Genomic DNA, 25,052 nt, shown 5'->3' with positions numbered 1-25,052 from the left:
TCCGGCTGCGTCAGAAGCGGTCCAGGTTCATCACTTTCGTCCAGGCCGCGACGAAATCCTTGACGAACATCTCGCGCGCGTCGTTCGAGGCATAGGCTTCGGACACGGCGCGCAGTTCCGAATTCGATCCGAACACCAGATCGACCGGCGTTGCCGTCCACTTCAGCTTGCCGCTGGCGCGATCGTGGCCTTCATAAAGCCCCGGCGTCCCGGCCGACTTCGACCACTGCGTCGACATGTCGAGCAGGTTGACGAAGAAGTCGTTGCTCAGCGTGCCGGGGCGGGTGGTGAGAACGCCGCTGGAGGAATGCCCGGCATTGGCGTCCAGCGCGCGCATACCGCCGACCAGAACGGTCATTTCCGGCACGGTCAGTTCCAGCATGTTGGCCTTGTCCACGAGCATTTCGGCCGGGGAGGCGCCGGCATCGGCGCCGTAGTAGTTGCGAAAGCCGTCGGCGCGCGGGCGCAGGTATTCGTAGGAAGCGGCATCGGTCTGCGCCTGCGTGGCGTCGACCCGGCCCGGCGTGAATGGCACGGCGGCGTCCTGGCCGGCTTTCCGCGCCGCCTGCTCGACCGCCGCGTTGCCGCCCAGCACGATCAGGTCGGCGAGCGAGACCTGCTTGCCCCCCTTGGCCGAACGGTTGAAATCCTGCCGCACCTTGTCGAGCGCGCCCAGCACTTTGGCCAGTTCCGCCGGATCGTTCACCGCCCAGTCCTTCGCCGGCGCCAGCCGGACGCGCGCGCCGTTGGCTCCGCCACGCATGTCGGTGCCCCGGAAAGTGGAGGCCGAGGCCCAGGCCGCCTTGACCAGTTCGGGCCCGGTGAGCCCGCTGGCCAGGATCTTCGCCTTGAGCTGGGCCGCGTCGGCCGCGTCGATCACGGCGTAATCGGCCTTGGGCAGCGGGTCTTGCCACGAGAAGGCTTCCTTGGGCACCTCGCCGCCGAGATAGCGCGCGCTCGGCCCCATGTCGCGATGGGTCAGCTTGAACCAGGCGCGGGCGAAGGCATCGGCGAATTGCCTGGGATCGTCATGGAAGCGCATGGCGATGGCGCGGAAGCCGGGGTCCTGCTTGAGCGCGAGGTCGGTGGTGAACATGATCGGCGCGTGGCGCCTGTCCTTCACGTGCGCGTCGGGCACCAGCGCGGCGGCGGCGGCATCGCTGGGCACCCATTGCACCGCGCCCGCCGGGCTGCGGGTCTGCACCCAGTCGAAACCGAACAGGTTGTCGAGGTATTGCGTGGTGAAGGCGATCGGATTGGCCGACCAGGCGCCTTCCAGCCCGCTCGTCACGGTATCTTCCGAATGGCCCTTGCCGCATGTGTTCGCCCAGCCCAGGCCCTGCTGTTCGATCGCCGCCGCCGAGGGATCGGCGCCGACGCATTCGTCGGGCTTGTGCGCGCCATGCGCCTTGCCGAACGTGTGGCCGCCGGCGATCAGCGCCACGGTTTCCTCGTCGGTCATCGCCATGTTGCCGAAGGCCAGGCGGATGTCGGCGGCCGCCGCGATCGGATCGGGCTTGCCGTTGGGGCCTTCGGGATTGACGTAGATCAGCCCCATCTGCGTCGCGGCGAGCGGGCCCTTGAGGCCGCCCTTGCCATCGCGCCGCTCATCGGCAAGCCACTTCTTCTCCGGCCCCCAGAACACCAGGTCCGGCTCCCACGAATCGACGCGCCCGCCGGCGAAGCCCAGCGTCTTGAAGCCCATGTTCTCCAGCGCGACATTGCCGGTCAGCACCATCAGGTCGCCCCAGGAGAGCTTGCGGCCGTATTTCTGCTTGACCGGCCAGACCAGCCGGCGCGCCTTGTCGAGGCTGACATTGTCGGGCCAGGAATTGAGCGGCTCGAAGCGTTGCTCGCCGCCGCCCGCGCCGCCGCGCCCGTCTCCCACGCGATAAGTGCCGGCGCTGTGCCAGGCCATGCGGATGAAGAAGGGGCCGTAATTGCCATAGTCGGCCGGCCACCACGGCTGCGAGGTGGTGAGGACGGCGTTGATGTCCCGCTTCACCGCCGCGAGATCGAGCGTGGCGAATTCGGCGGCATAGTCGAAATCGGCGCCATAGGGATTGGCCCCCGGATCGCGCTGGCGCAGCGGGCTCAGGTCCAGCCGGCTGGGCCACCAGTCGGTATTCGACATGGCCGTTTCCTCGGCATGGGCCGGCGCCGCGATCAACGCGGGACTCATCGTGGCCGCGAGCACGGCCAGCACGGATGTGGAAGTCTTGCGCATTTCACCCTCTCCTTGGCCTCACGTTATATCGTGAGGGCCTTGGGATAGACCTGCGCCAGAAATGGGGAAAATAGATCGATTCGTTGACTGAGATCGGAAATGCCGATCAGTCTGTAAAAGTAATCGGCTCAGGCGCGATTCATGCCGGCCCGGCATTGATGGCTGGGCATAACCGCGCTCATCCCCAGGTCAGACTCTAGCCGGTAAGTTGACTTTTTCGCACGAACGGCGCTGAGTGTTCGCACATGCTTTCGCAGAAGACCCGATATACCATCCGCGCCTTGCAGGAACTGGCCGACCATTACCAGAAGGGTTCGATCCGGCTGGACCAGATCGCCAGCGCGCAGAACATTCCGCGCAAATTCCTGACCGTCATCCTTTCCGAACTGGTGCGCGAGGGGATCGTCGCCTCGCACCGGGGGCGGTCGGGCGGCTATGAACTGGCGCTGCCGCCAGTCGACATCCGCTATGGCGACATCATCCGCATCACCCGGGGCAGCCTGGCGCTGGTGCCTTGCGCCAGCCGCAACGCGCATGAGACCTGCACCAATTGCCTGCCCGAAGCCGAATGCCGGCTGCGCGGCCTGATGCTGACGCTGCGCGACGAGATGGCGGCGATGCTCGACCGGATGACGCTGGCCGATCCCATCGTCACCGAACCCCCGTTCGAAGACGAACTGGAAGCCTGAGCCGGGCGATGCGCCGGCCGCTCCCGCTGCTCGTAACCGTGCTGGCGGGCGTGCTGGCCGGGACGCTGGCCGGTATGTTCGGCTCGGCGGCGCGCGCGGCCCCTCCCGCGCCGACCCGCTTGTGCCCGGCGGCGGAGCGGGCGATCGACCTGGCCGCGCGCGGCATGATGGATCGCGGCACGCCGGGCGTGATGATCGCGGTGTCGCGCGGAGGCCGTACCCTGTTCGAGCGCGGTTATGGCCTGGCCAATATCGAGGACGGGGTGCCGGTGACGCCCGAGACCGTGTTTGCGCTCGCTTCCGTCACCAAGCAGTTCACCGCCGCCGCGATCCTGTCGCTGGCGCGCGAAGGGCGGATCGGGCTTGACGATCCGCTGTCGCGCTATGTCCCCGAGATGCCCAGGGCCCGGCGGATCACGCTGTACCAGTTGCTGGTGCAGACCGCCGGCGTGCACAATTTCACCGATGACGCGCAAGGGCTGAAGACCAAGGCGGTGCATCGCACCCCGGCCGAAATGCTGGCGTGGATCGTCCATCTGCGCCCGCCGCTGGATTTCGCGCCGGGCACGCGCTGGGCCTATAGCAATTCGAACTATGTCCTGCTGGGCATCGTTGCGGAGCGCGTGACCGGCCAGCCGCTGCAGGACGTGTTCGACGCGCGCCTGCTGCGTCCGGCCGGGCTGGAGCACACCGCGCTCGATCATCCGGCCGAAGTCGTGCCGCACCGCGCGCGTGGCTATCGCAAGGTTGCGGGCGTGCCTTCGGGCTATGTCGCGGCCGACTGGGTCAGCCCGACGATGACCTGGGCGGCGGGCGGCCTCAGGACCACGGCCGGCGACCTGCTGAAATGGACCGAGGCGCTCTATGCCGGCCGGGTGATCGACGCCGGGGCGCTGGCGCTGATGACGCGGCCGGGCCTGCTGGCCGATGGGCGCACGGTGAAGCAGGGAATGCCCGAGGACTGGCGGCGCAATCTCGATTCCGAATACGGCATGGGGCTGGTGATCACGCGGACGCCGCAAGGCCCGCGATTGTGGCACAGCGGCGGGATCGACGGCTTCAAGTCCTGGCTGGCGCATTATCCCGACAGCGATGTGACGATTGCCATGCTGGGCAATTCGGAATCGGTCGATCTTGCGTCGGACGCGGTGGAAGCCGCCGTTTTTGCCACCAATGCGCCGGGCTGCGGCGGGTAACGCACCGGGCCGCATCGCGCCGGAAACGGGAATCCGGGCCGTCGGTGGGCTTTGCCACGGCGGCTCTTCGCATCGGCGTGCAGAACTTTCGCTTTGGCGCAGGCAAGGAAAATTTTGGTTGTCTATCTAATTGGTAGAGAATATGCCCGGTTGCGAAGGAGGCCTGGCATGCGATCTTCCGATAACCCCGATAATCAGATTTCCACTGGTCAAGACGCAGGCAAGGACAAGTCGAACCCGGCGCTTTCCGCAGTGGCCGAGGCGGTCGCACGGCTGCGTTACGGCGCGGTCCATCTCACCATTCACGACGGGCGCGTGGTTCAGCTCGACGTGACCGAGCGGCAGCGGTTCACTTGATCGTTTGACCTGATCTTGCGGCCTGACCCGATCGCGGGCGGGCGCTCACCCCATGACCGATGCAGACCGGACCGCCGGATGCGTCCAATTCCCTCTCCAAAGGATTTGGCAATGCATTCGTTCGTCCGCACCATATTGCTTGCATCTTCAGCGCTGGCCTTGCCCAGCGCCGCTCTGGCGCAGGGGGCCGCGCCAGCCACGCAAACGCCATCGGCCGACATGGCTCCGTCCGCCAGCGACGCGCACGATTCGGGCAATGACATCATCGTCACCGCCCGCCGCCGCGCGGAAACCGCCCAGGAAGTGCCGCTGGCGATCTCGGTGATCAATGCCGAGAGCATCGAGGCGACCGGCAACTTCAACATCAACAAGCTCCAGCAGCTTACGCCCACGCTCCAGGTCTATTCGTCGAACCCGCGCAATACCGCGGTCAACATCCGCGGCCTGGGCGTGCCGTTCGGCCTGACCAGCGACGGCTTCGAGCAGGGCGTCGGCATCTATGTCGACGATGTCTACAATTCGCGCGTCGCCGCCGCCGTGTTCGATTTCCTCGACGTCGCGCAAGTCGAAGTGCTGCGCGGCCCGCAAGGCACGCTTTACGGCAAGAACACCACGGCAGGCGCGATCAACATCACCACCAACCAGCCGACCTTCGATTTCGAGGGCAAGGCCGAAGTGACAGTGGGCAACCTCGATTTCAAGCAGGCCAAGGCCGCCGTCTCGGGCCCGCTGTCGGACACGCTGGCGGCGCGCATCGCGATTTCCTCGACCAGCCGGCGCGGCACGATCTACAACGTCACTACCGATCGCTGGATCAACGAGCAGGACAACCTGGGCCTGCGCGGCCAGTTGCTGTTCAAGCCGAACGATGGCCTGAGCATCACGCTGAGCGGCGACTACAGCAGGCAGGACCCCGAATGCTGCGGCACCGTGTTCGTGCGCACGGGGCTGACCCAGCGCGCGCTGGCGCGCCAGTACGAGGCGCTCGCCGCGCTGCAGAACTACACGGTCGTCAGCCGCAAGCCGTTCGACCGGCTGACCGACGTCGATGCTCCGCTCAGCGCCGGCAACAAGATCGGCGGCGCTTCGCTGCGGGTGAAGTGGGATGTCGGCCCCGGCACGCTCACTTCGGTCAGCGCCTGGCGCTTCTGGGACTGGAAGCCGGAGAACGATCGCGATTTCACCGGCCTGTCGATCGTTTCCGCATCGAACAATCCCTCGCAGCAGGACCAGTATTCGCAGGAATTCCGCTACAATTACGAAAGCGACAAGATCGACTTCGTCGTCGGCGCGTTTGGCTTCAAGCAGCGGATCGATACGCAGGGTTTCGAGCAGCAGGGCGTCAATTCCAGCAAATGGAACCTGACGGGCGCCCTGGCGAACGATCCCACGGTCCTGGCCGGCCTGACCGCACGCAATACCCAGTATCTGAAGAGCACCAGCGCTGCCCTGTTCGGCCAGGCAAGCTGGAAGGTGACGGATGCGCTGACGATCCAGCCGGGCGTGCGGGTGAACTATGACAAGAAGTCGGGCTTCTATCAACGCGTCGTCACCACCGGCCAGGGCGCGATCCTGACTTGCCCGCAACCTGCCGGCTCCATCGGGGCGGCCCAGTGCGGCGTGTTCTCGCCGCAGCTCAGCGCGCCCTCGGTCAGCGACTGGAACTTCAGCTATGACCTGAACGTCAACTACAAGATCGCGCCCGATATCCTGGCCTATGCGACCTATGCCAAGAGCTTCAAGACCGTGGGCATCAACCAGAACGGCCTGCCGACCGATGCCGCCGGCAATCCGATCGTTTCGGCGGGCGTCATCAAGCCCGAATCGGTCAACCACTTCGAAGCCGGCGTCAAGACCCAGTTCTGGGATCGCAAGGCGACCTTCAACCTCACCGCGTTCCGCACCGATATCAAGAACTACCAGGCGACCGTGACCAACGGGCAGCTTGGCGTGCTGCGCGGCTATCTGGCCAATGCCGGCAAGGTCCGCTCGCAGGGCGTCGAAGCCGATTTCTCCGTCCGGCCCAGCGAGCGCTTCAGCGCCTATGCCAACGGCGCCTATACCGATGCGAAGTACAAGAAGTTCGTCGATGCGCCGTGCCCGCCCGAGCTGGCCGGCGGTGGCACCGGCACGCCGCCGGGGCCGGCGGGCACACCCGGCGCGAACAGCCCGGCGAACTGCGACATCTCCGGCCAGCGCCTGCCGGGCGTGTCGAAGTGGTCGTTCTCGTATGGGGCCGAGGTCAACGCGCCGGTCACGCTGCTGGCGAAGGACGGCGAGGTCTATCTGGGCGTCGACGGCAACTACCGGTCCAGCTTCTCGTCGAACCCCTCCGAATCGATCTATACCAACGTGAAGGGCTATGCGCTCACCAACTTCCGGGCCGGTTTCCGCTCCGGCGGCTTCGACGTCTATGGCTGGGTGCGCAATGCGTTCGATACCAACTACTTCGAGCTGCTGCAGGTCGCGCCGAGCAACGTCGGCCTGGTTGCCGGCCAGCCGGGCGATCCGAGGACCTGGGGGCTTACGGTCAAGTCGGATTTCTGAAATCGGCTTGCGCTAATATTGTTTCGTCCGGGCCCCCCTTGCACCCGGACGTAGCGAAGCCGGGTGACGCCTGTTCCGCATTTCGCTAGAACGCGTGGCGAACATGCTCACCCGGCTTTCCATCCGCAATATCGTGCTGATCGAGGCGCTCGATCTCGAGTTCGCCGGCGGGCTCGGCGTGCTCACGGGCGAGACCGGGGCCGGCAAGTCGATCCTGCTCGACGCGCTCGGCCTCGTGCTCGGCAACCGTGCCGACAGCGGGTTGGTGCGTGCCGGCGAAGACCGCGCGAGCGTGACCGCCAGCTTCGAATTTTCCGCCTTGCCGGCCGCGGTGCGGGCGGTGCTCGACGAAGCGGAGATCGAGATCGAGCCGGGCGAACCCCTCATCCTCAAGCGCCAGCTCAAGGCGGACGGCGGCAGCAAGGGATTCGTCAACGACCAGAGCGTGAGCGCGGCGCTGCTGCGCGAACTGGCGCCCGCGCTGGTCGAAATCCATGGCCAGCATGACGATCGCGGCCTGGTCAATCCGCGCGGCCACCGCGCGCTGCTCGATCGCTTCGCCGGGGGCGATGTCGCGGGCGTGGAGGCGGCGTGGCGGGAATGGCGCGAGGCGCAGGCCGCGCTCGATGCCGCCCGCGCGCTCGTCGCCAAGGCGGCCGAGGATCAGGACCTGCTGCTGGCCCATCTGGCCGAACTTTCCGCGCTGGAGCCGGTCGCGGGCGAGGAAGAGCAGCTCGCGCTCGCCCGCGCGACGATGCAGAAGGGCGAGAAGCTGGCCGACGATCTGGCCGAGCTGCAGCACTTGTGGGCCGGATCGGATTCGGCGCTGGCGAGCTTGCGCGGCGCCGCCCGGCGGCTCGACCGGATCGCGGGCGAGCACCCGTTGCTGGCCGAGGCGCTGGCCGCGCTCGACCGCGCGGTGATCGAGGCGGGCGAGGCGGAAGACCATCTCGAACGGGCGGCCGAGGCGCTGGCGCACGATCCGGCCGAGCTGGACCGGATCGAGACGCGGCTGTTCGATCTGCGCGCCGCCGCGCGCAAGCACGGCTGCGCGGTCGACGATTTGCCCCAGCGGATGCGCGCCATGCGCGCCGAACTCGATGCGATCGAAAGCGGGGAGGAAGCGATCGCCGGTCTCGAACGCGCGGCGCAGGCCGCGGCGAGCGCCTATCGCGCGCGAGCGGAGGAACTCCACGCCTTGCGCGCGGCGGCCGCGCTGCGGCTCGACGCGGCGGTCGCGGCCGAGCTGGCGCCGCTCAAACTCGATGCCGCGCGCTTCCGCACCGCCGTCACCCGCTTGCCCGAGGAGCGCTGGGGCGCGAGCGGCAAGGACGCGGTCGAATTCCTCATCAGCACCAATCCCGGCGCCGATTTCGCCCCGCTTGCCAAGATCGCCAGCGGCGGTGAATTGTCGCGCTTCATCCTGGCGCTCAAGGTCGCGCTGGCCGAGGAAGGCGGGGCGGCCTCGGTGATCTTCGACGAGATCGACCGGGGCGTGGGCGGCGCGGTCGCCTCGGCCATCGGCGAGCGGCTGGCGCGGCTGGCTTCGGCGGGCCAGCTCCTTGCCGTCACGCACAGCCCGCAAGTCGCGGCGCGCGGGCGGCGGCACTACATGATCGCCAAGTCCTCGCATGGCACCGTAACGCGCACTTCGGTGACGCTGCTCGACGAACCCGGACGCAAGGAAGAGATCGCCCGGATGCTGTCGGGCGCCGAAGTGACCGACGAGGCGCGCGCGCAGGCGGACAGGCTGCTGGAGGGGGTTTGAAGTCCGCCCGGCCGCATTTCGTGGACGAATCGCGTTCACAAATGGCCGGGCTGTGGCTTATCAGCGGGCCATGACGAGCGAAGCCGAAGCCGCCAACGAACTCATGCGTCTTGCCAGGGCGATCACTCGCGCCAACCGGCTCTACCATGCCGAGGACGCGCCCGAGATCTCCGACCCCGAATACGATGCGCTGGTGCGCCGCAATGCGGAGCTGGAAGCGCAATTCCCCCATCTGGTCCGGCCGGATTCGCCGACCAACCAGGTCGGGCACGAGATCGCCGCCTCGCCGCTGTCCAAGGTGACGCACGAGGTTCGCATGATGAGCCTCGACAACGCGTTCACGCCCGAGGAAGTCGGCGAATTCCTCGCCCGCGTGCGCCGTTTCCTGGCGCTGCCCGAGGACGCGCCGGTGGTCGTCACCGCCGAGGACAAGATCGACGGCCTGTCCTGCTCGCTGCGCTACGAGCACGGCAAGCTGGTGCGTGCGGCGACGCGCGGCGACGGGCTGGTGGGCGAGGACGTGACGCCCAACGTCGCCCACATCGCCGACATCCCGCAGGAACTGGCCGGCAAAGTGCCCGCCGTGTTCGAGGTGCGCGGCGAGGTCTATATGGAAAAGGCCGCGTTCCACGCGCTCAACGATCATCTGATGGCCGAAGCCAAGGCGCAGGCCGAGGCGAAGGGCGAACCGTTCGATCCCGGCAAGGTCCGTCAGTTCGCCAATCCGCGCAACGCCGCCGCCGGATCGCTGCGGCAGAAGGACGCGGGCGTCACCGCCAGGCGCCCCTTGCGCTTCTGGGCGCACGGCTGGGGCGCGGCGAGCGCAGTGCCGGGCGAGAGCCAGCACGAGGTGATCCGCAGGATCGCAAGCTGGGGCCTGCCGGTCTCGCCCGATTTCCGCCTGTGCCATTCGCTGGACGAGATGCTGGCGGCCTACGCGGCGATCCGCGCCGCGCGGCCGGGCCTTGCCTATGAGATCGACGGCGTGGTCTACAAGGTCGACCGGCTCGACTGGCAGGCGCGGCTGGGCTTCGTCGCCAAGGCGCCGCGCTGGGGGCTGGCGCACAAGTTCCCGGCCGAGCGCGCCGAGACCGTGCTCGAAGCGATCGACATCCAGGTGGGCCGTACCGGCAAGCTGACGCCGGTGGGGCGGCTGCGGCCGGTGCTGGTGGGCGGCGTCACCGTCACCAACGTGACGCTGCACAATCGCGATGAGATCGCCCGGCTGGGCGTGCGGCCGGGCGACCGCGTCGTGCTCCAGCGCGCGGGCGACGTGATCCCGCAAGTGGTCGACAACCTGACGCGCGACGAAGAGCGGCCCGCCTATATCTTCCCCGACCATTGCCCCGAGTGCCATTCCGAAGCCGTGGCCGAGGAAGGCGAAGTCGATGTGCGCTGCACGGCCGGCCTGATCTGCCCGGCGCAGCGCACCGAACGGCTCAAGCACTTCGTCAGCCGCGCCGCGCTCGATATCGAGGGGCTGGGCGAGAAGACGATCGATGAGTTCTTCGCGCTCGGCTGGCTGGAAAGCCCGGCCGACATCTTCCGCCTGCACCAGCACCGCGACGAACTGCTGACACGCGAGGGCTGGAAGGACAAGTCGGTGGATAACCTGTTGGCGGCGATCGAAAGCAAGCGCCGCCCCGATGCCGCGCGGCTGCTGTTCGGCCTGGGCATCCGCCATGTCGGCGCGGTGACGGCGCGTGATCTGATGAAGGGGCTGGCGGATATCCGCCTGCTGCCGGAACGGGCGGAGCAGATTTACCGCTATCGCGAGGAAAACCCGCAGGGCGAGGACGAGAAGCCCAGCCCCTTCGCGGCGCGTATGCTCGCCGAGATCAAGCGGATATTGCAGGTTCGCACCGATGGGATCGGTCCGGCGGTGGGCTATGCACTGGCGGATTTCTTCCACGAACCGCACAACCGCGACGTGTGGGCCGACCTGCTCGACCCCGAGACGGGCCAGGTCGATCCCCCGCCTTACGTGGTCGAGACCAAGGACAGCGAAGTCGCCGGCCAGACCGTGGTGTTCACCGGCAAGCTGGAGACGATGAGCCGCGACGAAGCCAAGGCGCAGGCCGAGCGGCTGGGCGCCAAGGCCGCGGGCTCGGTCTCGCCGAAGACCGATCTCGTCGTCGCCGGGCCGGGCGCGGGATCGAAGCTGAAGAAGGCCGCCGAACTCGGCATCCGCGTGATCGACGAGGCGGAATGGGCCGAGATCGTCAACGCGGCGGGGTAGAGTGGGTTCGGACATGCGCCTTTCCGCGCATTTTCCATAAAGACGCGCGGCGTGCCGAAGTAGCCCAGGGCTTAGCGCGGGGGCCCTGGACTACTTCGGTACGCCGCGCGCACGGGGCGCGGCCTCTACCGGGGGACACACCGATAGGGGACCGCGCCGCCGGCCATGGCGATGGAATCAGGCGTGACGCCCCTGATGTTCGTGGATTTGCCGGTAATGCTGCACGCGGGTCGCGCGCAGGCCCGCCATGCCTTCGCGTTCGACCGCGCGCTGCCACGACGCCAGTTCCTCAAGCGTGAGGTCATAGCGCTTGCACGCTTCGGGAATCGTCAGCAGCCCGCCATTGACCGCCGCCACCACTTCGGCCTTGCGCCGGATGACCCAGCGCGAGGTGTTGGGCGGTGGCAAGTCGTTGCGGGTCAGTGCCTCCCCCAGCGGTCCGATCACCTCGGACGTTTTGTTCATGTCATTCTGAAGCATTTCGCGCCTCTTGAGCTGGTAGTTCAGCCCCCCGATGCGCTTATGGATTGATGCCTAACGGTTAATACGGTGCTTTGCGGGAAGGTTAATTCCATTCGAGTGTCCCAAAATCAAACACCTGATAATAAAGGAGAAAGTCCCACCCGATTTGTTGATGACATGTTAACGGCGGGTTTACCTTTCTTACTTACCACCCAATCCAAGGAGGTTGCTGATGTCTCGGTCTGCTTTGGATTGTGCGCGCGTGGCCGCCACGCCGATCGGTTCGGCGGTCTTGCGGCACGTTTCGTCGGAAGGGTGCCAGCTTGTCTCCGGCGACCTGCGCCCCGGCGTCGGCCAGCGCCTGCGCTTCAAGGTCGATTCGGTGCGTCCGATCACCGGCACCGTGCGCTGGAGCGTGGGCGATCGCGCCGGCTTCGAATTCGACGAGCCGATTTCCGCCCGCGCGCTCGGCGTGCTGCAGCGCTATCACCCCGCGCTGGTATCGATCCGCCTCTATTCGGCCTGACCGGCCCCGGCCGGCGCGGGCACCCATTTCATCACGCCGCCCGCCAGCGGCGTCCAGCGGCCCACCCGCACGCCGGCCGCCGCCAGCATGTCGCTGGTCCACTGGTTGCAGGTGCGCGTCACCGTGTAGCTGCCGCCGGTTTCGTAGAACACGTCCTGCCGGCCATAGCCGCGATGGCGTCGGCCGGGCCCGCGCGGGCCGATCCGCGCCGTGATCGCGCCGACCAGCGCGCGGTATTGCGCCTCGGTCAGCCGCAGCGGGCGGACCTGCGCGTCGGGGGCGGGGCGGACATAGTGCTCGACATGGAGCAGCCCTTCGCCGCCCACGCCGATCACGCGCAGCACGGTGGCGGGGGAAAGATCCCACCAGGTCGGCGTGTCCAGGAACACCTCGCGCTCCCCCCAGCTGATCGCGACATGGGTATAGGGCCGGGCCGGATCGGCGGTGTCGGTCGGGCGGGAACAGCGCGTGCCAGTCTTGCGCGGGCGTCACCGCGGGCAGGACCAGCGCGGTGTGGATGCCGTTGCTTTCCACCATGATCGTGACGCCGCGCGCGGGTTCGCGCCAGCCCGGATTGCGCGGCAGCGACGAGCCGATCCACGCCGCGAGCAGGAACAGCGCCACGCCGAGCGCCAGGCTGCCCGCCGCCGCGCGAGCGATGCGGCTCAGCGCGCGGGCCGCCGCCGCAGCCACAGGATGGACCAGTCGCCCCGCACCATCCGCGCCGCCAGCCGCAGCCCGGCGCGGCGGCAGGCGGCGCGCACTTTGGCTTCCTGCCCGGTCAGGAGCCCGGCCAGCAGCAAGTGGCCGCCCGGCACCAGCGCGCGGGCGAAATCGGGTGCCAGCGCGATCAGCGGGCCGGCCAGGATATTGGCCATGACCAGGTCGTAAGGTCCGCGCGCGGCGATCAGCGGGCTGTCCATGCCGGGCGCGATCGTCATCACCAGCTCGCCCGCGCGCGCGCCGATGGCGATGCCGTTGCGCGCCGCGTTATCGGCCACCACCGCGCCGCAGACCGCGTCGATGTCGCTCGCGATCGCCAGCGCGCGGGGCCAGAGCGCCAGTGCGGCGAACGCCAGCAGCCCGGTGCCGGTGCCGATATCGGCGCAATTGCGCACGATCACGCCGCGCTGCTTCATCGCGGCCAGCATGGCCAGGCATCCGGCGGTGGTTTCGTGATGGCCCGTGCCGAAAGCCCGGCTGGCGGGAATGGCGAAATCGATCACGCCGGGTTCGGCCAGTGCCGGCCGCTCGGGCGTGCGGACATGAAAGCAGCCGGCGCGGATCGGCTCCAGCCCCTGCTGGCTCTGCGTCAGCCAGTCGGTATCGGGCAGGCGCTCGACCGTCAGCGGCGGGGCGCCGGCGGCGAACAGCGCGGCGATGGCGTTGCGCACGGCGGCGGTGGGCCTTGCTTCCAGCCAGGCTTCGAGCACCCAGTCATCGGGCCGGTCCTCGGCCACTTCGCTGCCGGCGATGATGATGTCCGGGTTCCAGTCGAGTGCGTCCTCGTGCGCCAGCAGCGCGGCCTCGATCACGCCGCGCGGGGCATGGGCGGTGACTTTCCAGCTCATCGGCCGGCCTCCCTGGCCAGCCGCGCGTCGAGCCGTTCGCGCCCGTTCTCGGCATAGCGGCGGCAGGCCGCGGGATCGGCGAGCGGCTGCGTGCCGGCCAGCCGTTCGAACAGGGCGCTGGCCGAGGGATGCGGCGTCATCAGGATCTCGCAATCGAGCTGGCCCACCTGGCCAAGCGTGCGGCGGAACGTGGCGACATAGGCGGGATGGTCGGTGAAGCGGTAGGCGTCGGCCGAAACGGCGGTCAGGCTGTCGACATAGGCCATGGCATGGCACGTCTCGCCCTCGCACGAGCGCCAGGTCCAGCTTGTCGAGCCCGGCGTGTGGCCCGGCGTGGCGTGCGCGGTGAGGGCGAGCGGGCCGAGCGTGACCACTTCGCCATCGGCCAGCACGCGATCCACCTTGACCGGGGCGAATGTCGACAGGCCCAGCTGCGGGTCTTGCGGATCGGGCTCGCCGGTCTCGAACGCGCGGCGCGCCTCGGCCCGCACCGCCAGCCTGGCCCCGGTCGCCTGCTTGAGCGCGGCCAGCCCGCCGGCGTGATCGACGTGCTCGTGGCTGGCCAGCAGCCAGCGGATGTCGCCCGGCCGGAAGCCCAGCGCGCGGATATTGGCCAGGATCGAGGGCACGGCTTCCTCGGTCGCGCCGTCGATCAGGATGTGGCCTTGCGGCGAGGTGATGAGCAGCACCGTGATGCCGCATGTGCCGACATCGTAGACATTGCCGAACACCGGGGCGGGCGGTGCCGGATCGCTCCAGCCGTCGCGCCCCGCGCAGGCGGCGACCAGGTTCGGCCGGGCCGGCGCCGGGACCGGGGCGGCCTGCGGCGCGCAGGCGGCGACGGCCAGCAGGCCCAGCGCGACAAGACCGTGCGGCCTAGCGGACATAGCTGGCTCCATTGGCATCCAGCACCGCGCCGGTCATGCTGGCGGGGGCGTCAAGCGCGCAGAACACGGCGATCACGGCGATCTCCTCGGGCGTCGCCAAGCGGCCCAGCGGGATATCGGCGAGCAGCCCGGCGCCGCCCCGGCTGGCCAGGTAATCGTCCGCCATGGCCGTGGCGGTAAAGCCCGGCGAGATCGCATAGCTGAGCACGCCTTCGCCGGCATAGCCGCGCGCGATCGTCTTGTGCAGCGCCAGCATCCCGCCTTTCGCGGCGGCATAGTGCCAGTGATCGGGCGAATCGCCGCGATGGCCGGCGCGGCTGGCGATATGCACGATCCGTCCCGCCCGCCCTTCGGCGCGCCAGTGCGCCACGGCCGAGCGCGAAAGCTGCGCGGCGGCGGTGAGGTTGATCTGCAAGGTGCGGTCCCAGTCGGCCAGCCAGCCGGCATCATCCCGCGCGATCGGATTGGGCTCGAACAGCCCGGCATTGTTGATCAGGACGTCGATCCGCCCGCCCGCGCGCGCCAGCGCTTCGTCCCACAGCCGGGCGGGGGCGGCCGGATCGGCCAGATCGGCGGCGATCGTGGCATCGTCGATAGCGCGCGTGGCATGGCCGATCACGATCGCGCCGCGCGCGCGCAGGGCTTGCGCGATGGCGGCGCCGATTCCCCGGCTGGACCCGGTGACAAGGACGGAAGGCGTTTTCGCGTTGGTATCCATGGCCGGCTCCGTAGAACGACTTGGCCGCGCATGAAAGCCGCTGGCACGGTTACACCCATCCGTGTTCGCGCGTAGGGCACGCTTCGCCGATATTGAAATGCCGCGCTGAATTGCCGCAATGCGGCACGAGTGCTTGAACGGCGGCGCATTTTGACTAAGGGGGTAGGCACGAGGGCAGCGCCGGGGGCTGCCCAGCGCTAAAGGGGATTCGCACCGCATGGCCCAAGCCGGCACCAGCAACCGTCCGCTCTCGCCCCACCTCCAGATCTGGCGCTGGGGGCCGCACATGGCGGTTTCGATCCTCCACCGCGTCAGCGGCAACGGCCTGGCCTTCGTCGGCCTTGCGCTGCTGCTCTGGTGGCTTGGCGCGCTGGCGAGCGGACCCGCCGCCTATGCCACATTCACCGGCTGGGTCTGGGCCGATCTCTCCACCCTCGACTGGAGCGGGCTCGGCCTCGTTACCTCGCTGATCCGGCTGGCCTTCAAGGTGGTGCTCGTCGGCATCACCTGGGCTTTCTTCACGCACGCGGCTTCGGGCCTGCGGCACTTCGTGCTCGATATCGGCGCGGGTTACGAGCTGAACGCCAACCGCACCTGGTCGATCCTCTCCCCCGTGCTTGCGGTGGCGATGACCGCGATCTTCTGGGCACTCCTGCTTCTTCGCTGAGGGACTCGTCTCGATATGGGTAACGGAACTTCGATCGGCCGCGTGCGCGGCCTCGGCTCGGCCAAGACGGGCCCTCACCACTGGCTGATGCAGCGCTTCACCGCGATCGGCAACCTGCTTCTCGTGGTCTGGCTCGGCGTGTCGCTGCTGCTGCTGCCGAACCTGCACTACCAGACGGTGATCGAATGGATTTCCGCTCCGGTGCCGGCAACCGCCATGGCCCTGCTGGTGATCTCCACCTTCTGGCACGCGCGCATGGGCGTGGGCGTGATGATGGAAGACTACGTTCACGAGCACGCCAACAAGTTCGCCTGCGTCGCCGCGCTCAACCTGATCACTTTCGCGGGGGCCGCCTTCGGCGTCTTCTGCGTGGTTCGCCTCGCGCTGGGAGGCGCATGACATGGCTACTCAGCCCGCATATCCGATCATCGATCACGTTTACGATACCGTCGTCGTCGGCGCCGGCGGCTCGGGCCTGCGCGCCACGATGGGCAGTGCCGAGGCCGGGCTGAAGACGGCCTGCATCACCAAGGTCTTTCCCACCCGTTCGCACACCGTGGCGGCGCAGGGCGGCATCGCCGCCTCGCTGTGCAACAACACGCCCGATCACTGGACCTGGCACATGTACGACACCGTCAAGGGGTCGGACTGGCTGGGCGATCAGGACGCGATCGAATACATGGTGCGCGAAGCGCCGCAGGCGGTCTATGAACTGGAGCACGCCGGCGTGCCGTTCAGCCGCAACCCCAACGGCACGATCTATCAGCGCCCGTTCGGCGGCCACATGCAGAACATGGGTGAGGGCCCGCCGGTGCAGCGCACCTGCGCCGCGGCCGACCGCACCGGCCACGCCATGCTGCACGCGCTCTACCAGCAGAGCCTGAAGTACGACGCGGACTTCTTCATCGAATACTTCGCGATCGACCTTATCATGGAAAACGGCGTCTGCCGGGGCGTGATCGCGCTGTGCCTGGATGACGGTTCGATCCACCGCTTCCGCGCCCATGCGGTCGTGCTGGCGACGGGCGGCTATGGCCGCACGTACTACACCTGCACCAGCGCCCACACCTGCACGGGCGACGGCGGCGGCATGGTGCTGCGCGCCGGCCTGCCGATGCAGGACATGGAATTCGTCCAGTTCCACCCCACCGGCATCTACGGCGCGGGCGTGCTCATCACCGAAGGCGCGCGCGGCGAGGGCGGCTACCTGACGAACTCGGAAGGCGAGCGGTTCATGGAACGCTATGCGCCGTCCGCCAAGGATCTGGCCAGCCGTGATGTCGTTTCGCGCTCTATGGCGATGGAAATGCGCGAAGGGCGCGGCGTCGGCCCGCACAAGGACTATATCTACCTGCACCTCGATCACATCGATCCCAAGGTGCTGGCCGAGCGTCTGCCGGGCATCACCGAATCGGGCAAGATCTTCGCGGGCGTGGACCTGACGCGCCAGCCGCTGCCGGTCTGCCCCACGGTCCACTACAACATGGGCGGCATCCCGACGAACTATCACGGCGAAGTCATCAACCCGACCGCCGACAATCCCGATGCCACCGTGCCGGGCCTGTTCGCGGTGGGCGAGGCGGCCTGCGTTTCGGTGCACGGCGCCAACCGCCTCGGCTCGAACTCGCTCATCGACCTTGTCGTGTTCGGCCGCGCCGCCGGCCACCGCCTCAAGGAACTGATCAAGCCCGACATGAAGCACGACGAACTGCCGAAGGATTCGGCCGACCTCGCGCTCAGCCGGCTCGATCACTTCCGCCACGCCAATGGCGGCTCGCCGACCGCGCAAGTCCGGGTCGAGATGCAGCGCACCATGCAGACCCACGCCGCCGTGTTCCGCACTGACGAACTGATGGCCGAAGGCAAGGTGAAGCTGGCCGACACCTACCAGCGGATGCAGGACGTCCACGTGACCGATCGCGGCCTGATCTGGAACTCGGACCTGGTCGAGACGCTGGAGCTGGACAACCTGATCGGCCAGGCCAGCGTCACGCTGCACGGCGCCCACGCCCGCAAGGAAAGCCGCGGCGCCCACGCGCACGAGGATTTCCCCAACCGCGACGACGCCAACTGGATGAAGCACACCCTGTCGTGGTTCGATGGCTGGGGCGGCAAAGGCGGCGCGGTCACGCTCGATTACCGTCCGGTGCACGAATACACGATGACCGACGATGTCGCGTACATCAAGCCGAAGGCGCGCGTCTATTGAGGTGAAGCGGATGCGGACGGTGGTTTCCCTGCTGGGGGCCATCGCCGCGTTCCTCTTGCTGCTCGCGCCTGCTGGCGCGTGGGCGGGAGATGCCGCCGACGCCGCGCTCGCCGGGGTTTACGATGGCGGCCAGATGGAACTGGCCGCGCGGCTCGAACTCGGCGCGGACGGGCGCTATCGCTACGCGCTGAGCTATGGCGCGGTGGACGAGGCTTCGGCGCGAAGCTGGACGCGCGAGGAAGGCGGCATTGCGCTTACCAGCGATGCGTCCACCCCGCCGGCTTTCGAATACCTGGGCGATACAGGCAGCAGCGGCGGATCACCCGCGCTCAAGCTCGTTCTGGACGTGCCCGATGGGCTGCCACGCCCGTTGTTCAGCGCCGTGGTGACATTGGCCGACGGTGCGACCTTCGCCGCCGATTTCGCGGCTGACGGGCTGGAAATCCCGCTGGCGCCGGGCGAGGATGTCGCCTCGGTCGCGCTGGCGCTGCCGGTGTTCGCGGTGCGGGGCGAGCCCGTGGCGGTGCGGTCCGCGCGAGGCAGGACGCTGCGCTTCGCTTTCCACGCCAACGACCTGGGCTTCGTCGCGTTCGATCACGCGATGCTGCCCATTGAGGACGGCGCCTTGGTGCTGGAACGCTTCGATCGCCGCATCCTGTTCCGCAAGGCGGCCGATCCGCCGACGCCCTGACCGGGCCCCGGCGCGGGCCTGCTGGCATTCACTCACGGTTCATGTTTACAGACGTAGTCGATTACGTATGTAGACGAAGGGGAGTGACGTGGCGGAAGACGGCGGCCAGCCTGAACGCATCAGCGATGCCGAACATGCGGTGATGGAAGCGCTGTGGGAAACCAGCCCGCTGACCGCCGCCGAAGTCTGCGACAAGGTTTGCGGCGCGCGCGGCTGGAGCCTGGCCACGGTCAAGACGCTGCTCTCGCGGCTTGTCACCAAGCATGCCGTGGCCACCAAGCCCGATGGCAAGCGCTTCCTCTATTCGCCGGTCATCGCGCGCGCCGAGTATGTCGGCACGGAAAGCCGCCGGCTGGTGGACCGGCTGTTCGGCGGGCGCGCCGCGCCGCTGTTCGCCCAGCTTGCGCAATCCGAAGCGCTGACCCTGGATGACATCGCCGAGATCGAGGCGCTGCTGCAGGAGCTCAAGTCATGATCGAATGGCTGATCGATACGCTGGTGATGACGGGCGCGCTGATGGCGCTGGTGCTGCTGGTTCGCCGCCCGGTGGGCCGCTGGTTCGGCCCCGCCGCGGCCTATGCGCTGTGGGCGCTGCCGATGATCCGGCTGTTCCTGCCGCCGCTGGTCCTGCCTGAGGAAACCGTGGCGCGGCCCGAATTCGCGCTGTCGCCGCTGCTGGCGCAAGCCGCTCCCGCGCGGCCGGCGGCGGCGATCGCCGATGCCGTGCCGGTTGCGGTCGTGGCCGAACCCGCCAGCGCGCCGGCGGCGCCCTTGCTGGGCCAGCTTGCCGCCTTGCCGTGGGGCGAGATCCTGCTGGCGGTCTGGCTGGGCGGGGCGGTGGTGTTCCTGCTGGCGCGCACGATCGGCTATCGCGCCATGCGCCGCGAATTGCTGCGCGACGCGCGCCATGTCGGCCGCGCGGGCAGGGTGCGCATCGTCGAGAGCCCGGCGGTGGCCGCCCCGGTGGCCTTCGGCGTGCTCGACAAGGTCGTGGCGCTGCCCGCCGGCTTTCTCGCGACGGCCGATTCGGACGCTTCGGACTTTGCCGTGACGCATGAGTTGCAGCACCACGCCGGCAACGATCTTGCAGCCAATATCGCCGTCCAGCCGCTGTTCGCGCTGCACTGGTTCAATCCCGTCGCCTGGCTGGCCTGGCGCGCCTTGCGCAGCGATCAGGAAGCGGCGTGCGATGCGCGCGTGATGAACGGCTGCGGCCGGGCCGAGCGGGAGCGCTATGGCCGGCTGATCGCCTCGTTCGCCGCTGGCCCGCGCCTGGCGCTCGCCGCGCCGATGGCGGGGCCGCTTTCGGGCGACAAGCCGATCATCCATCGCCTCAAGGCGCTGGTGCGCAACGACGTTTCGGAGCGGCGCCGGCTGCTGGGCCGCAGCCTGTTCGCCGCCGCCGTGATCGGCGTGCCGCTGACCGCGACGATCACTTATGCCGCGACCGAGGCCGATCCCACCGCCGATCTGCCCGCCCCGGCCGCGCCGCGCGAGCCCGAGATGCCCGAAGCGCCGCTGGCGCCCGAGGCTCCGCCCGCACCCGAGCCGCCGCTGCCCGGCACCACCGCGCGCATCGTGCACCGCGAATTCACCAGCGATTGCACCGAGAAAGTCGTCACGCAGGACGGCCGCACCACTCGCACCAAGGACTGCCCCGAAGGCCAGGATCGCAAGACCTATCGCCGCGTCGTCCAGCATGAGGGCAAGACTTTCGAGTTCGTCACCGACCGGCCCTTGAGCGACGATGAGATCGATGCCCGCATCGAGCGCGACATGGCCCGCGCCGAAGCGCAGGCCGACCGTGCGGAACGCGATGCCGAACGCCGCGCCGCCGAAGCGGAACGCCGGGCCGAGCGTATCGCCGCCGATGCCGAGCGCCGAACCGCCGATGCCGAACGGCTGCGCGAGCGTGCGTGGACGATGGCGCCCGAAGTGGAGGAAAGCACTTCGCGCGATGGCAAGGTGCAGACGATCCGCATCGCCGGGCGCGACGCGAACGGCAACCGCAGCGTTGCCCGCACCATGGTGATCGACAGCACTTGCCCTGCCGGCGGCTCCTCCAGCCGGACGGCCTGGGCGGGTCAGGGGCCGGCCGCCAGCGCGACGCAAATGCGCATCTGCACCGGCGCGCCGGACGTTTCGCACCAGATCATTCCCGCGCTGCAAAAGGCGCGCGCCTCGATCGCGTCGAACCGCTCGCTCCCGCCCGAGGTTCGCTCGGACATCGTCGCGCAGCTTGACGGGCAGATCGCCGAGGCCCGCGCCGAGGCCCGGTAAACGCGGCCTGGTGAGCCCGGCGAGGGTGATCCGGGCAACGCGGACATTGCACCCCGTCGCCGCGCGCCATAACCTCGCCCCCAAACAAAGGGACGAGGGGACGGGGATTGCATCCGAAATATCCGAACGTGTTCGCGCCGGTGCGGCTGGGGCCAGTGGAACTGCCCAACCGCTATTTCTTCGCGCCGCACGGCAGCGCGCTCTCGGCCGGGACCAAGCCCGCCGACGATCTGGTCGCCTATAGCGCCGAGCGGGTGCGGGGCGGCGGCTGCGGGCTGGTCGTGGTCGCGCTGGCGATGCACGAGCGGGGCCGCACCCGCCAGCCGAGCCCGCACGATCCGGCCAATATCGCCGCGTTCCGCGTGCTGACCGAGGCGATCCACGATGCGGGCGGCAAGATCTTCGGCGAGCCGTTCTATCACTGGATCGGCGCGGGTTCCTGGCAGCCGCTGGGCACGCCCGCGCCGGCGCTGGCGCCATCGGTGCGCCAGTTCGGCCTCAACGGCCGGGCGCATTCCACCCGGGCGATGACGCGCGGCGAGATCGCCCGGATGATCGCGGCGACGCGTGAGACCGCCGCCAACATGGCCCAGGCCGGCTTTGACGGGATCATGCTGCATGTCAGCCACGCGGCGCTGATCCAGCAGTTCCTTTCGCCCTTGTTCAACGAGCGGGAGGATGAATACGGCGGCTCGCTGGAAAACCGGATGCGCTTCCTGGTCGAATCGCTCGAAGCCTGCCGCGCGGGCGGCGGCGCGGCCTTCGCCGTGGGGCTGAGGCTCAATTGCGATGAGCAGATGGCCGGCGGCTATGGCATCGAGACCGCGCGCGACGTGGTCGCCAGGCTCTCGGCCAGCGGGCTGATCGACTATATCGACCTCGATGTCGGGCTGGAACCGCAGCAGTTCCACCACGGTATGCCCACCGGGTTCGAGGCGCACCAGTATTACCGGCCCTTCGTGGAGCAAGTGCGCGGCGCGGCGGGCGCGGTGCCGGTGCTTTCGGTGCTGGGCAACATCACGCGCATGGCCGAGGCCGAAGCCGCGCTGGCAGCGGGCGTGTGCGACGTGATCGGATCGGCCCGCCAGCTTATCGCCGAGCCCGATTTCGTGCGGCACGCCCGCGCCGGCACCGAGCATCTGGGCCGTACCTGCATCGCCTGCAACTGGTGCACGGCGGCGGGCGGCGACGGCGCGCAGGGCTGCGCGATCAACCCCGCCTCCTATCGCGATCGCCTGTGGGGGCACGACAGCTATGGCACGGCGGCGCGGCCTTCGCGCGTGGTCGTGGTCGGCGGCGGGCCCGGCGGCATGGAAGCCGCGCGCGTCGCGGCGCGCAAGGGGCATCGCGTGACGCTGTTCGAGGCGGGCGATGCGCTGGGCGGCGCGCTGGGCTGGTGGTCGGCCTTGCCGGGGCGGGGGCACTATGCGGCCGCGATCGACTGGTGGGCGGCGGAACTGACGCGGCTCGGCGTGGAAGTGCGGCTCGGCGCGCGCGCCGATGCGCCCGCCGTGCTGGCGCTGGCGCCTGACGCGGTGATCGTCGCCACGGGCGCGCGCTATAGCCCCGGCGGGCGCAGCGTGACCTGCGACCGTGATATTCCGGGCTGGGACCGGGCCTTCGTGCTGCGGCCCGAGGAGGTGCTGGCCGGCGGCGCGCGGCCCACGGGCGATGTCTGGATCTGCGATGCCGAAGGCTATCACACCGGCACCGGCATTGCCGAGCTGCTGGCCGATGCCGGCGCGCGCGTGCGCTTCGTCACGGCCGGCTATGCGCCCGTCTCGCAGCGCAACACCGACAATTGGGAAGAGCGCTATATCGTCACGCGGATGAAGCGCGCGGGCGTGGAGCTGTGGCCCTCGACATGGCTGCGCGAGATCGGCGAGGGCAGCATCACGCTGTATGACGTGCACACCGGCGATGCCATGGCCGAGCCGGCCGACGCGGTGGTGCTGGCGACGGGCCGGGTGCCGCAGGACGGGCTGGCCCGCGCACTGGAAGGCAAGGTGGCGCAGCTGTTCACCATCGGCGATGCGCTTGCCGCGCGGATGCTCGCCGCCGCGCCGTTCGAGGGGCACAAGTTCGCCCGCCTGATCGGCGAGCCGGGTGCGCCCGCCTCGATCGCCGATGCCTGGTTCGCGCCCGATCCGCTGTCGGTCATGCCGTTTCCGGCGGATGTGCCGCGCCCGGACTGAGATGTGACGGCGCCGCTTCGTTCAGCCGCGAGCAAGCCGGAAGCGGCGATGTCGATGAGCCGTGCCGTTTGTGCGACAGAATGCACGCGCCACGGCCAACGACCAGGGAAGGACGAATCATGTCGGAAGAAGATTTGCGCAAGGACCGATCACCCGGGCTGAAGCTGCTCTTCGCAGCCCTGATCGGCCTTGCCCTGATGATCCCGCTGCTGCTGGTCTATGCTCTGGTCTATGACCGGCAGGACCAGTCGAACACCGCGCAGGCATCGATCAACGCCGGCTGGGGCGGGCCGCAAGTCGTCGCCGGGCCCGTGCTGGTGGTGCCTTACCGCACGGCCGAGACGCAGAACCAGGTGATCGACGGCCAGACGGTGTCGCGCACGGTCGAAGTGGAGCGCGAGCTGTTCGTCTCGCCGGTGGAGAACCGGGTCGAGACCAATGTCGTGCCGCAGGAGCGGCGCAAGTCGATCTATCGCACCGTGCTGTACGAGGCGGCGGTGAAAGGCGCGGCGCGCTTCGCCTTGCCGGGCGATTTGCCGCGCTTCGGGGTGAAGCCCGGGCAGCTTATCTGGGAACGCGCCGAGTTGCGCGTCGGTGCCTCGGACGCGCGCGGGCTGACGCGGGGCGGCACGATCACCGCCAATGGCAAGCCGCTCGCGGTCGAGCCGGGCAAAGGGCCGGGTGCGACGGGCGGACAGGGCTTCTTCGCCTTCGTGCCGTGGGACGGCGCGGGCACGCTGGCGGTGGCATACGAATTCGGCCTGCGCGGCAGCCGCAGCCTCAGCCTGGTCCCGCGCGGCGGGCAGACGCGCTGGCATGTCGCCTCAAGCTGGCCTAGCCCCAGCTTCGGCGGGGGCTTCCTGCCCGAAAGGCGCACGGTTTCCGGCAAGGGCTTTGGCGCGGACTATACGATCGACAAGCTTGCGCTGGGGCAGGCGCCGGTTTCGGCCGACGATCCGGGGCCGCCGGTGATCGATGCCACCGGCACCTATATGCCGGGCCCGATCGTGACCGATGGCGCGCCCGGCCAGTCGCTGGCGGTGACGGTGGGGCTGGTCGAGCCGGTGGACCTTTATTCGAAGGTCAACCGATCGGTGAAGTACGGCTTCCTGTTCATCGGCTTCACCTTCCTGGCGTTCCTGCTGTTCGACGTGGTCGGCGGCGCGCGGGTGGCGCCGGCCGAATACCTGCTGACCGGCGCGGGGCTGGTGCTGTTCTTCGTGCTGCTGCTCGCCTTTGCCGAAGTGATCGGCTTTACCGGCGCCTACCTGCTGGCGGGCGGCGCGATCATCGGCCTGCTCACCGCCTATAGCGCGGCGGTGCTGAAAAGCTGGAAGCGCGCGGGCTTCATCGGCGCGCTGCTGGTGGGGCTCTACGCGGTGCTGTTCGTGCTGCTGAACCTGGAGGCGCTGTCGCTGCTGATCGGCTCGGTGCTGCTGTTCGTGGCGCTGGCGGGCGTGATGTACGCCACCCGCAACATCGACTGGAGCAATGTGGGCCGACGGGAAATCGCGGCGAATTGAACCCAAAGCCCTCTCCCCTTCAGGGGAGAGGGTTGGGAGAGGGGCGGGGCCGGGGCGCGACGCCCGCGTTGCCGCCCCCTCTCAACTCCAGCCAGCCGGGCAAGCCGGCGAGCCTGCGTATCTCTCCCCCGAAAAGGTGAGAGCAGCGGTTTACCGCCAGCGCAGCCGGTCGCTGGTGAGCTGGTCCACCCGCGTCACGCCCATCAGCTTCATCCCGCGCTCTATCTCGTCCTTGAGGGTCCCCCTCTGGGAGCAACCCCTCCGACTTCAGTCGGATACTGGCTTCAGCCTTCGACTCGC

The 25,052-nt window shown here is 68.7% G+C and carries 21 protein-coding genes; 15 read left to right on the top strand and 6 right to left on the bottom strand.

Going from position 1 to position 25,052, the window contains the following annotated elements; all coding sequences use genetic code 11:
* Window positions 1–10 precede the first annotated feature (10 nt).
* A complete protein-coding gene (katG, locus tag PYV00_RS00105) occupies window positions 11–2,227 on the bottom strand; it encodes a catalase/peroxidase HPI (protein WP_275226202.1) in 2,217 nt (738 codons plus the stop codon).
* A gap of 245 nt (window positions 2,228–2,472) precedes the next feature.
* Here katG and PYV00_RS00100 point away from each other — a divergent pair, with 245 nt between their 5' ends.
* The 6 genes from PYV00_RS00100 (at window position 2,473) to ligA (ending at window position 11,023) form a co-directional block, all read left to right on the top strand.
* The gene (locus PYV00_RS00100) at window positions 2,473–2,916 is read left to right on the top strand and encodes an RrF2 family transcriptional regulator (protein ID WP_275226201.1); all 444 of its coding nucleotides are present in this window, start codon (window positions 2,473–2,475) and stop codon (window positions 2,914–2,916) included.
* An 8-nt stretch (window positions 2,917–2,924) separates the two neighbouring features.
* A complete protein-coding gene (locus PYV00_RS00095) occupies window positions 2,925–4,112 on the top strand; it encodes a serine hydrolase domain-containing protein (protein WP_275226200.1) in 1,188 nt (395 codons plus the stop codon).
* A gap of 168 nt (window positions 4,113–4,280) precedes the next feature.
* Window positions 4,281–4,469, top strand: a complete 189-nt coding sequence (locus tag PYV00_RS00090; protein WP_275226199.1) for a YezD family protein — start codon at window positions 4,281–4,283, stop codon at window positions 4,467–4,469.
* 111 nt (window positions 4,470–4,580) lie between these two features.
* Window positions 4,581–7,016, top strand: coding sequence for a TonB-dependent receptor (locus PYV00_RS00085; protein ID WP_275226198.1), 2,436 nt, complete (start codon window positions 4,581–4,583; stop codon window positions 7,014–7,016).
* A 103-nt stretch (window positions 7,017–7,119) separates the two neighbouring features.
* A complete protein-coding gene (gene recN, locus PYV00_RS00080) occupies window positions 7,120–8,784 on the top strand; it encodes a DNA repair protein RecN (RefSeq protein WP_275226566.1) in 1,665 nt (554 codons plus the stop codon).
* A gap of 70 nt (window positions 8,785–8,854) precedes the next feature.
* Complete coding sequence (gene ligA / locus PYV00_RS00075) at window positions 8,855–11,023, top strand: NAD-dependent DNA ligase LigA (RefSeq protein ID WP_275226197.1); 2,169 nt, start codon at window positions 8,855–8,857, stop codon at window positions 11,021–11,023.
* A gap of 177 nt (window positions 11,024–11,200) precedes the next feature.
* On the opposite strand, the gene PYV00_RS00070 is transcribed toward ligA, so the two are convergent.
* Entirely contained in the window at window positions 11,201–11,488 is a 288-nt protein-coding gene (locus PYV00_RS00070) for a DUF1153 domain-containing protein (RefSeq protein ID WP_428981596.1), read from the bottom strand.
* 259 nt (window positions 11,489–11,747) lie between these two features.
* Between PYV00_RS00070 and PYV00_RS00065 the strand changes: the two genes are divergently transcribed.
* On the top strand, window positions 11,748–12,011 hold the full coding sequence (locus tag PYV00_RS00065) for a PilZ domain-containing protein (protein ID WP_275226195.1): 264 nt from the start codon (window positions 11,748–11,750) through the stop codon (window positions 12,009–12,011).
* Here the strand turns inward: PYV00_RS00065 and PYV00_RS00060 are convergent.
* From PYV00_RS00060 to PYV00_RS00045, 4 genes are all read right to left on the bottom strand, one after another.
* The gene (locus tag PYV00_RS00060; RefSeq protein WP_275226194.1) at window positions 11,999–12,400 is read right to left on the bottom strand and encodes a DUF2459 domain-containing protein; all 402 of its coding nucleotides are present in this window, start codon (window positions 12,398–12,400) and stop codon (window positions 11,999–12,001) included. The two genes, PYV00_RS00065 and PYV00_RS00060, sit on opposite strands and share 13 nt — an antisense overlap.
* A gap of 276 nt (window positions 12,401–12,676) precedes the next feature.
* On the bottom strand, window positions 12,677–13,582 hold the full coding sequence (locus tag PYV00_RS00055; protein WP_275226193.1) for a 50S ribosomal protein L11 methyltransferase: 906 nt from the start codon (window positions 13,580–13,582) through the stop codon (window positions 12,677–12,679).
* Window positions 13,579–14,469 (bottom strand): subclass B3 metallo-beta-lactamase, encoded by an 891-nt coding sequence (bla, locus tag PYV00_RS00050; RefSeq protein WP_275226192.1) that lies wholly within the window; start codon window positions 14,467–14,469, stop codon window positions 13,579–13,581. Before bla ends, PYV00_RS00055 begins: the two co-directional genes overlap by 4 nt.
* A complete protein-coding gene (locus PYV00_RS00045) occupies window positions 14,459–15,187 on the bottom strand; it encodes an SDR family NAD(P)-dependent oxidoreductase (protein ID WP_275226191.1) in 729 nt (242 codons plus the stop codon). The genes bla and PYV00_RS00045 overlap by 11 nt, the downstream gene beginning before the upstream one ends.
* A gap of 217 nt (window positions 15,188–15,404) precedes the next feature.
* Between PYV00_RS00045 and sdhC the strand changes: the two genes are divergently transcribed.
* The 8 genes from sdhC (at window position 15,405) to creD (ending at window position 24,752) form a co-directional block, all read left to right on the top strand.
* Window positions 15,405–15,854: a succinate dehydrogenase, cytochrome b556 subunit gene (gene sdhC / locus PYV00_RS00040; protein WP_275226190.1), complete on the top strand. Its 450-nt coding sequence runs from the start codon at window positions 15,405–15,407 to the stop codon at window positions 15,852–15,854.
* 15 nt (window positions 15,855–15,869) lie between these two features.
* Window positions 15,870–16,253, top strand: coding sequence for a succinate dehydrogenase, hydrophobic membrane anchor protein (gene sdhD / locus PYV00_RS00035; protein ID WP_275226189.1), 384 nt, complete (start codon window positions 15,870–15,872; stop codon window positions 16,251–16,253).
* 1 nt (window position 16,254) lies between these two features.
* Entirely contained in the window at window positions 16,255–18,063 is a 1,809-nt protein-coding gene (gene sdhA, locus PYV00_RS00030) for a succinate dehydrogenase flavoprotein subunit (RefSeq protein WP_275226188.1), read from the top strand.
* A 10-nt stretch (window positions 18,064–18,073) separates the two neighbouring features.
* Window positions 18,074–18,754 (top strand): hypothetical protein, encoded by a 681-nt coding sequence (locus PYV00_RS00025; protein WP_428981599.1) that lies wholly within the window; start codon window positions 18,074–18,076, stop codon window positions 18,752–18,754.
* 88 nt (window positions 18,755–18,842) lie between these two features.
* A complete protein-coding gene (locus PYV00_RS00020) occupies window positions 18,843–19,229 on the top strand; it encodes a BlaI/MecI/CopY family transcriptional regulator (RefSeq protein WP_275226186.1) in 387 nt (128 codons plus the stop codon).
* Window positions 19,226–21,034, top strand: coding sequence for a M56 family metallopeptidase (locus tag PYV00_RS00015; protein ID WP_275226185.1), 1,809 nt, complete (start codon window positions 19,226–19,228; stop codon window positions 21,032–21,034). Before PYV00_RS00020 ends, PYV00_RS00015 begins: the two co-directional genes overlap by 4 nt.
* 107 nt (window positions 21,035–21,141) lie before the next feature.
* Window positions 21,142–23,229, top strand: a complete 2,088-nt coding sequence (locus PYV00_RS00010; RefSeq protein WP_275226184.1) for an FAD-dependent oxidoreductase — start codon at window positions 21,142–21,144, stop codon at window positions 23,227–23,229.
* Between the two features lie 119 nt (window positions 23,230–23,348).
* Window positions 23,349–24,752, top strand: coding sequence for a cell envelope integrity protein CreD (gene creD / locus PYV00_RS00005; RefSeq protein ID WP_275226183.1), 1,404 nt, complete (start codon window positions 23,349–23,351; stop codon window positions 24,750–24,752).
* The last annotated feature ends 300 nt before the right edge of the window (window positions 24,753–25,052 follow it).

This window comes from Novosphingobium album (ex Liu et al. 2023) (genome assembly GCF_029076845.1).
In the GTDB taxonomy this organism is placed as follows: Bacteria; Pseudomonadota; Alphaproteobacteria; order Sphingomonadales; family Sphingomonadaceae; genus Novosphingobium.
This window is presented reverse-complemented; position numbering and strand designations above follow the sequence as displayed.

Coding starts and splice junctions, on each gene's coding strand:
- recN (WP_275226566.1), top strand. CDS start 7,120: ATGCTCACCCGGCTTTCCATCCGCAATATCGTGCTGATCGAGGCGCTC.
- ligA (WP_275226197.1), top strand. CDS start 8,855: ATGACGAGCGAAGCCGAAGCCGCCAACGAACTCATGCGTCTTGCCAGG.
- PYV00_RS00070 (WP_428981596.1), bottom strand. CDS start 11,488: ATGAACAAAACGTCCGAGGTGATCGGACCGCTGGGGGAGGCACTGACC.
- PYV00_RS00015 (WP_275226185.1), top strand. CDS start 19,226: ATGATCGAATGGCTGATCGATACGCTGGTGATGACGGGCGCGCTGATG.
- PYV00_RS00025 (WP_428981599.1), top strand. CDS start 18,074: ATGCGGACGGTGGTTTCCCTGCTGGGGGCCATCGCCGCGTTCCTCTTG.
- creD (WP_275226183.1), top strand. CDS start 23,349: ATGTCGGAAGAAGATTTGCGCAAGGACCGATCACCCGGGCTGAAGCTG.
- PYV00_RS00100 (WP_275226201.1), top strand. CDS start 2,473: ATGCTTTCGCAGAAGACCCGATATACCATCCGCGCCTTGCAGGAACTG.
- sdhA (WP_275226188.1), top strand. CDS start 16,255: ATGGCTACTCAGCCCGCATATCCGATCATCGATCACGTTTACGATACC.
- PYV00_RS00085 (WP_275226198.1), top strand. CDS start 4,581: ATGCATTCGTTCGTCCGCACCATATTGCTTGCATCTTCAGCGCTGGCC.
- bla (WP_275226192.1), bottom strand. CDS start 14,469: ATGTCCGCTAGGCCGCACGGTCTTGTCGCGCTGGGCCTGCTGGCCGTC.
- katG (WP_275226202.1), bottom strand. CDS start 2,227: ATGCGCAAGACTTCCACATCCGTGCTGGCCGTGCTCGCGGCCACGATG.
- PYV00_RS00055 (WP_275226193.1), bottom strand. CDS start 13,582: ATGAGCTGGAAAGTCACCGCCCATGCCCCGCGCGGCGTGATCGAGGCC.
- PYV00_RS00090 (WP_275226199.1), top strand. CDS start 4,281: ATGCGATCTTCCGATAACCCCGATAATCAGATTTCCACTGGTCAAGAC.
- sdhD (WP_275226189.1), top strand. CDS start 15,870: ATGGGTAACGGAACTTCGATCGGCCGCGTGCGCGGCCTCGGCTCGGCC.
- sdhC (WP_275226190.1), top strand. CDS start 15,405: ATGGCCCAAGCCGGCACCAGCAACCGTCCGCTCTCGCCCCACCTCCAG.
- PYV00_RS00045 (WP_275226191.1), bottom strand. CDS start 15,187: ATGGATACCAACGCGAAAACGCCTTCCGTCCTTGTCACCGGGTCCAGC.
- PYV00_RS00095 (WP_275226200.1), top strand. CDS start 2,925: ATGCGCCGGCCGCTCCCGCTGCTCGTAACCGTGCTGGCGGGCGTGCTG.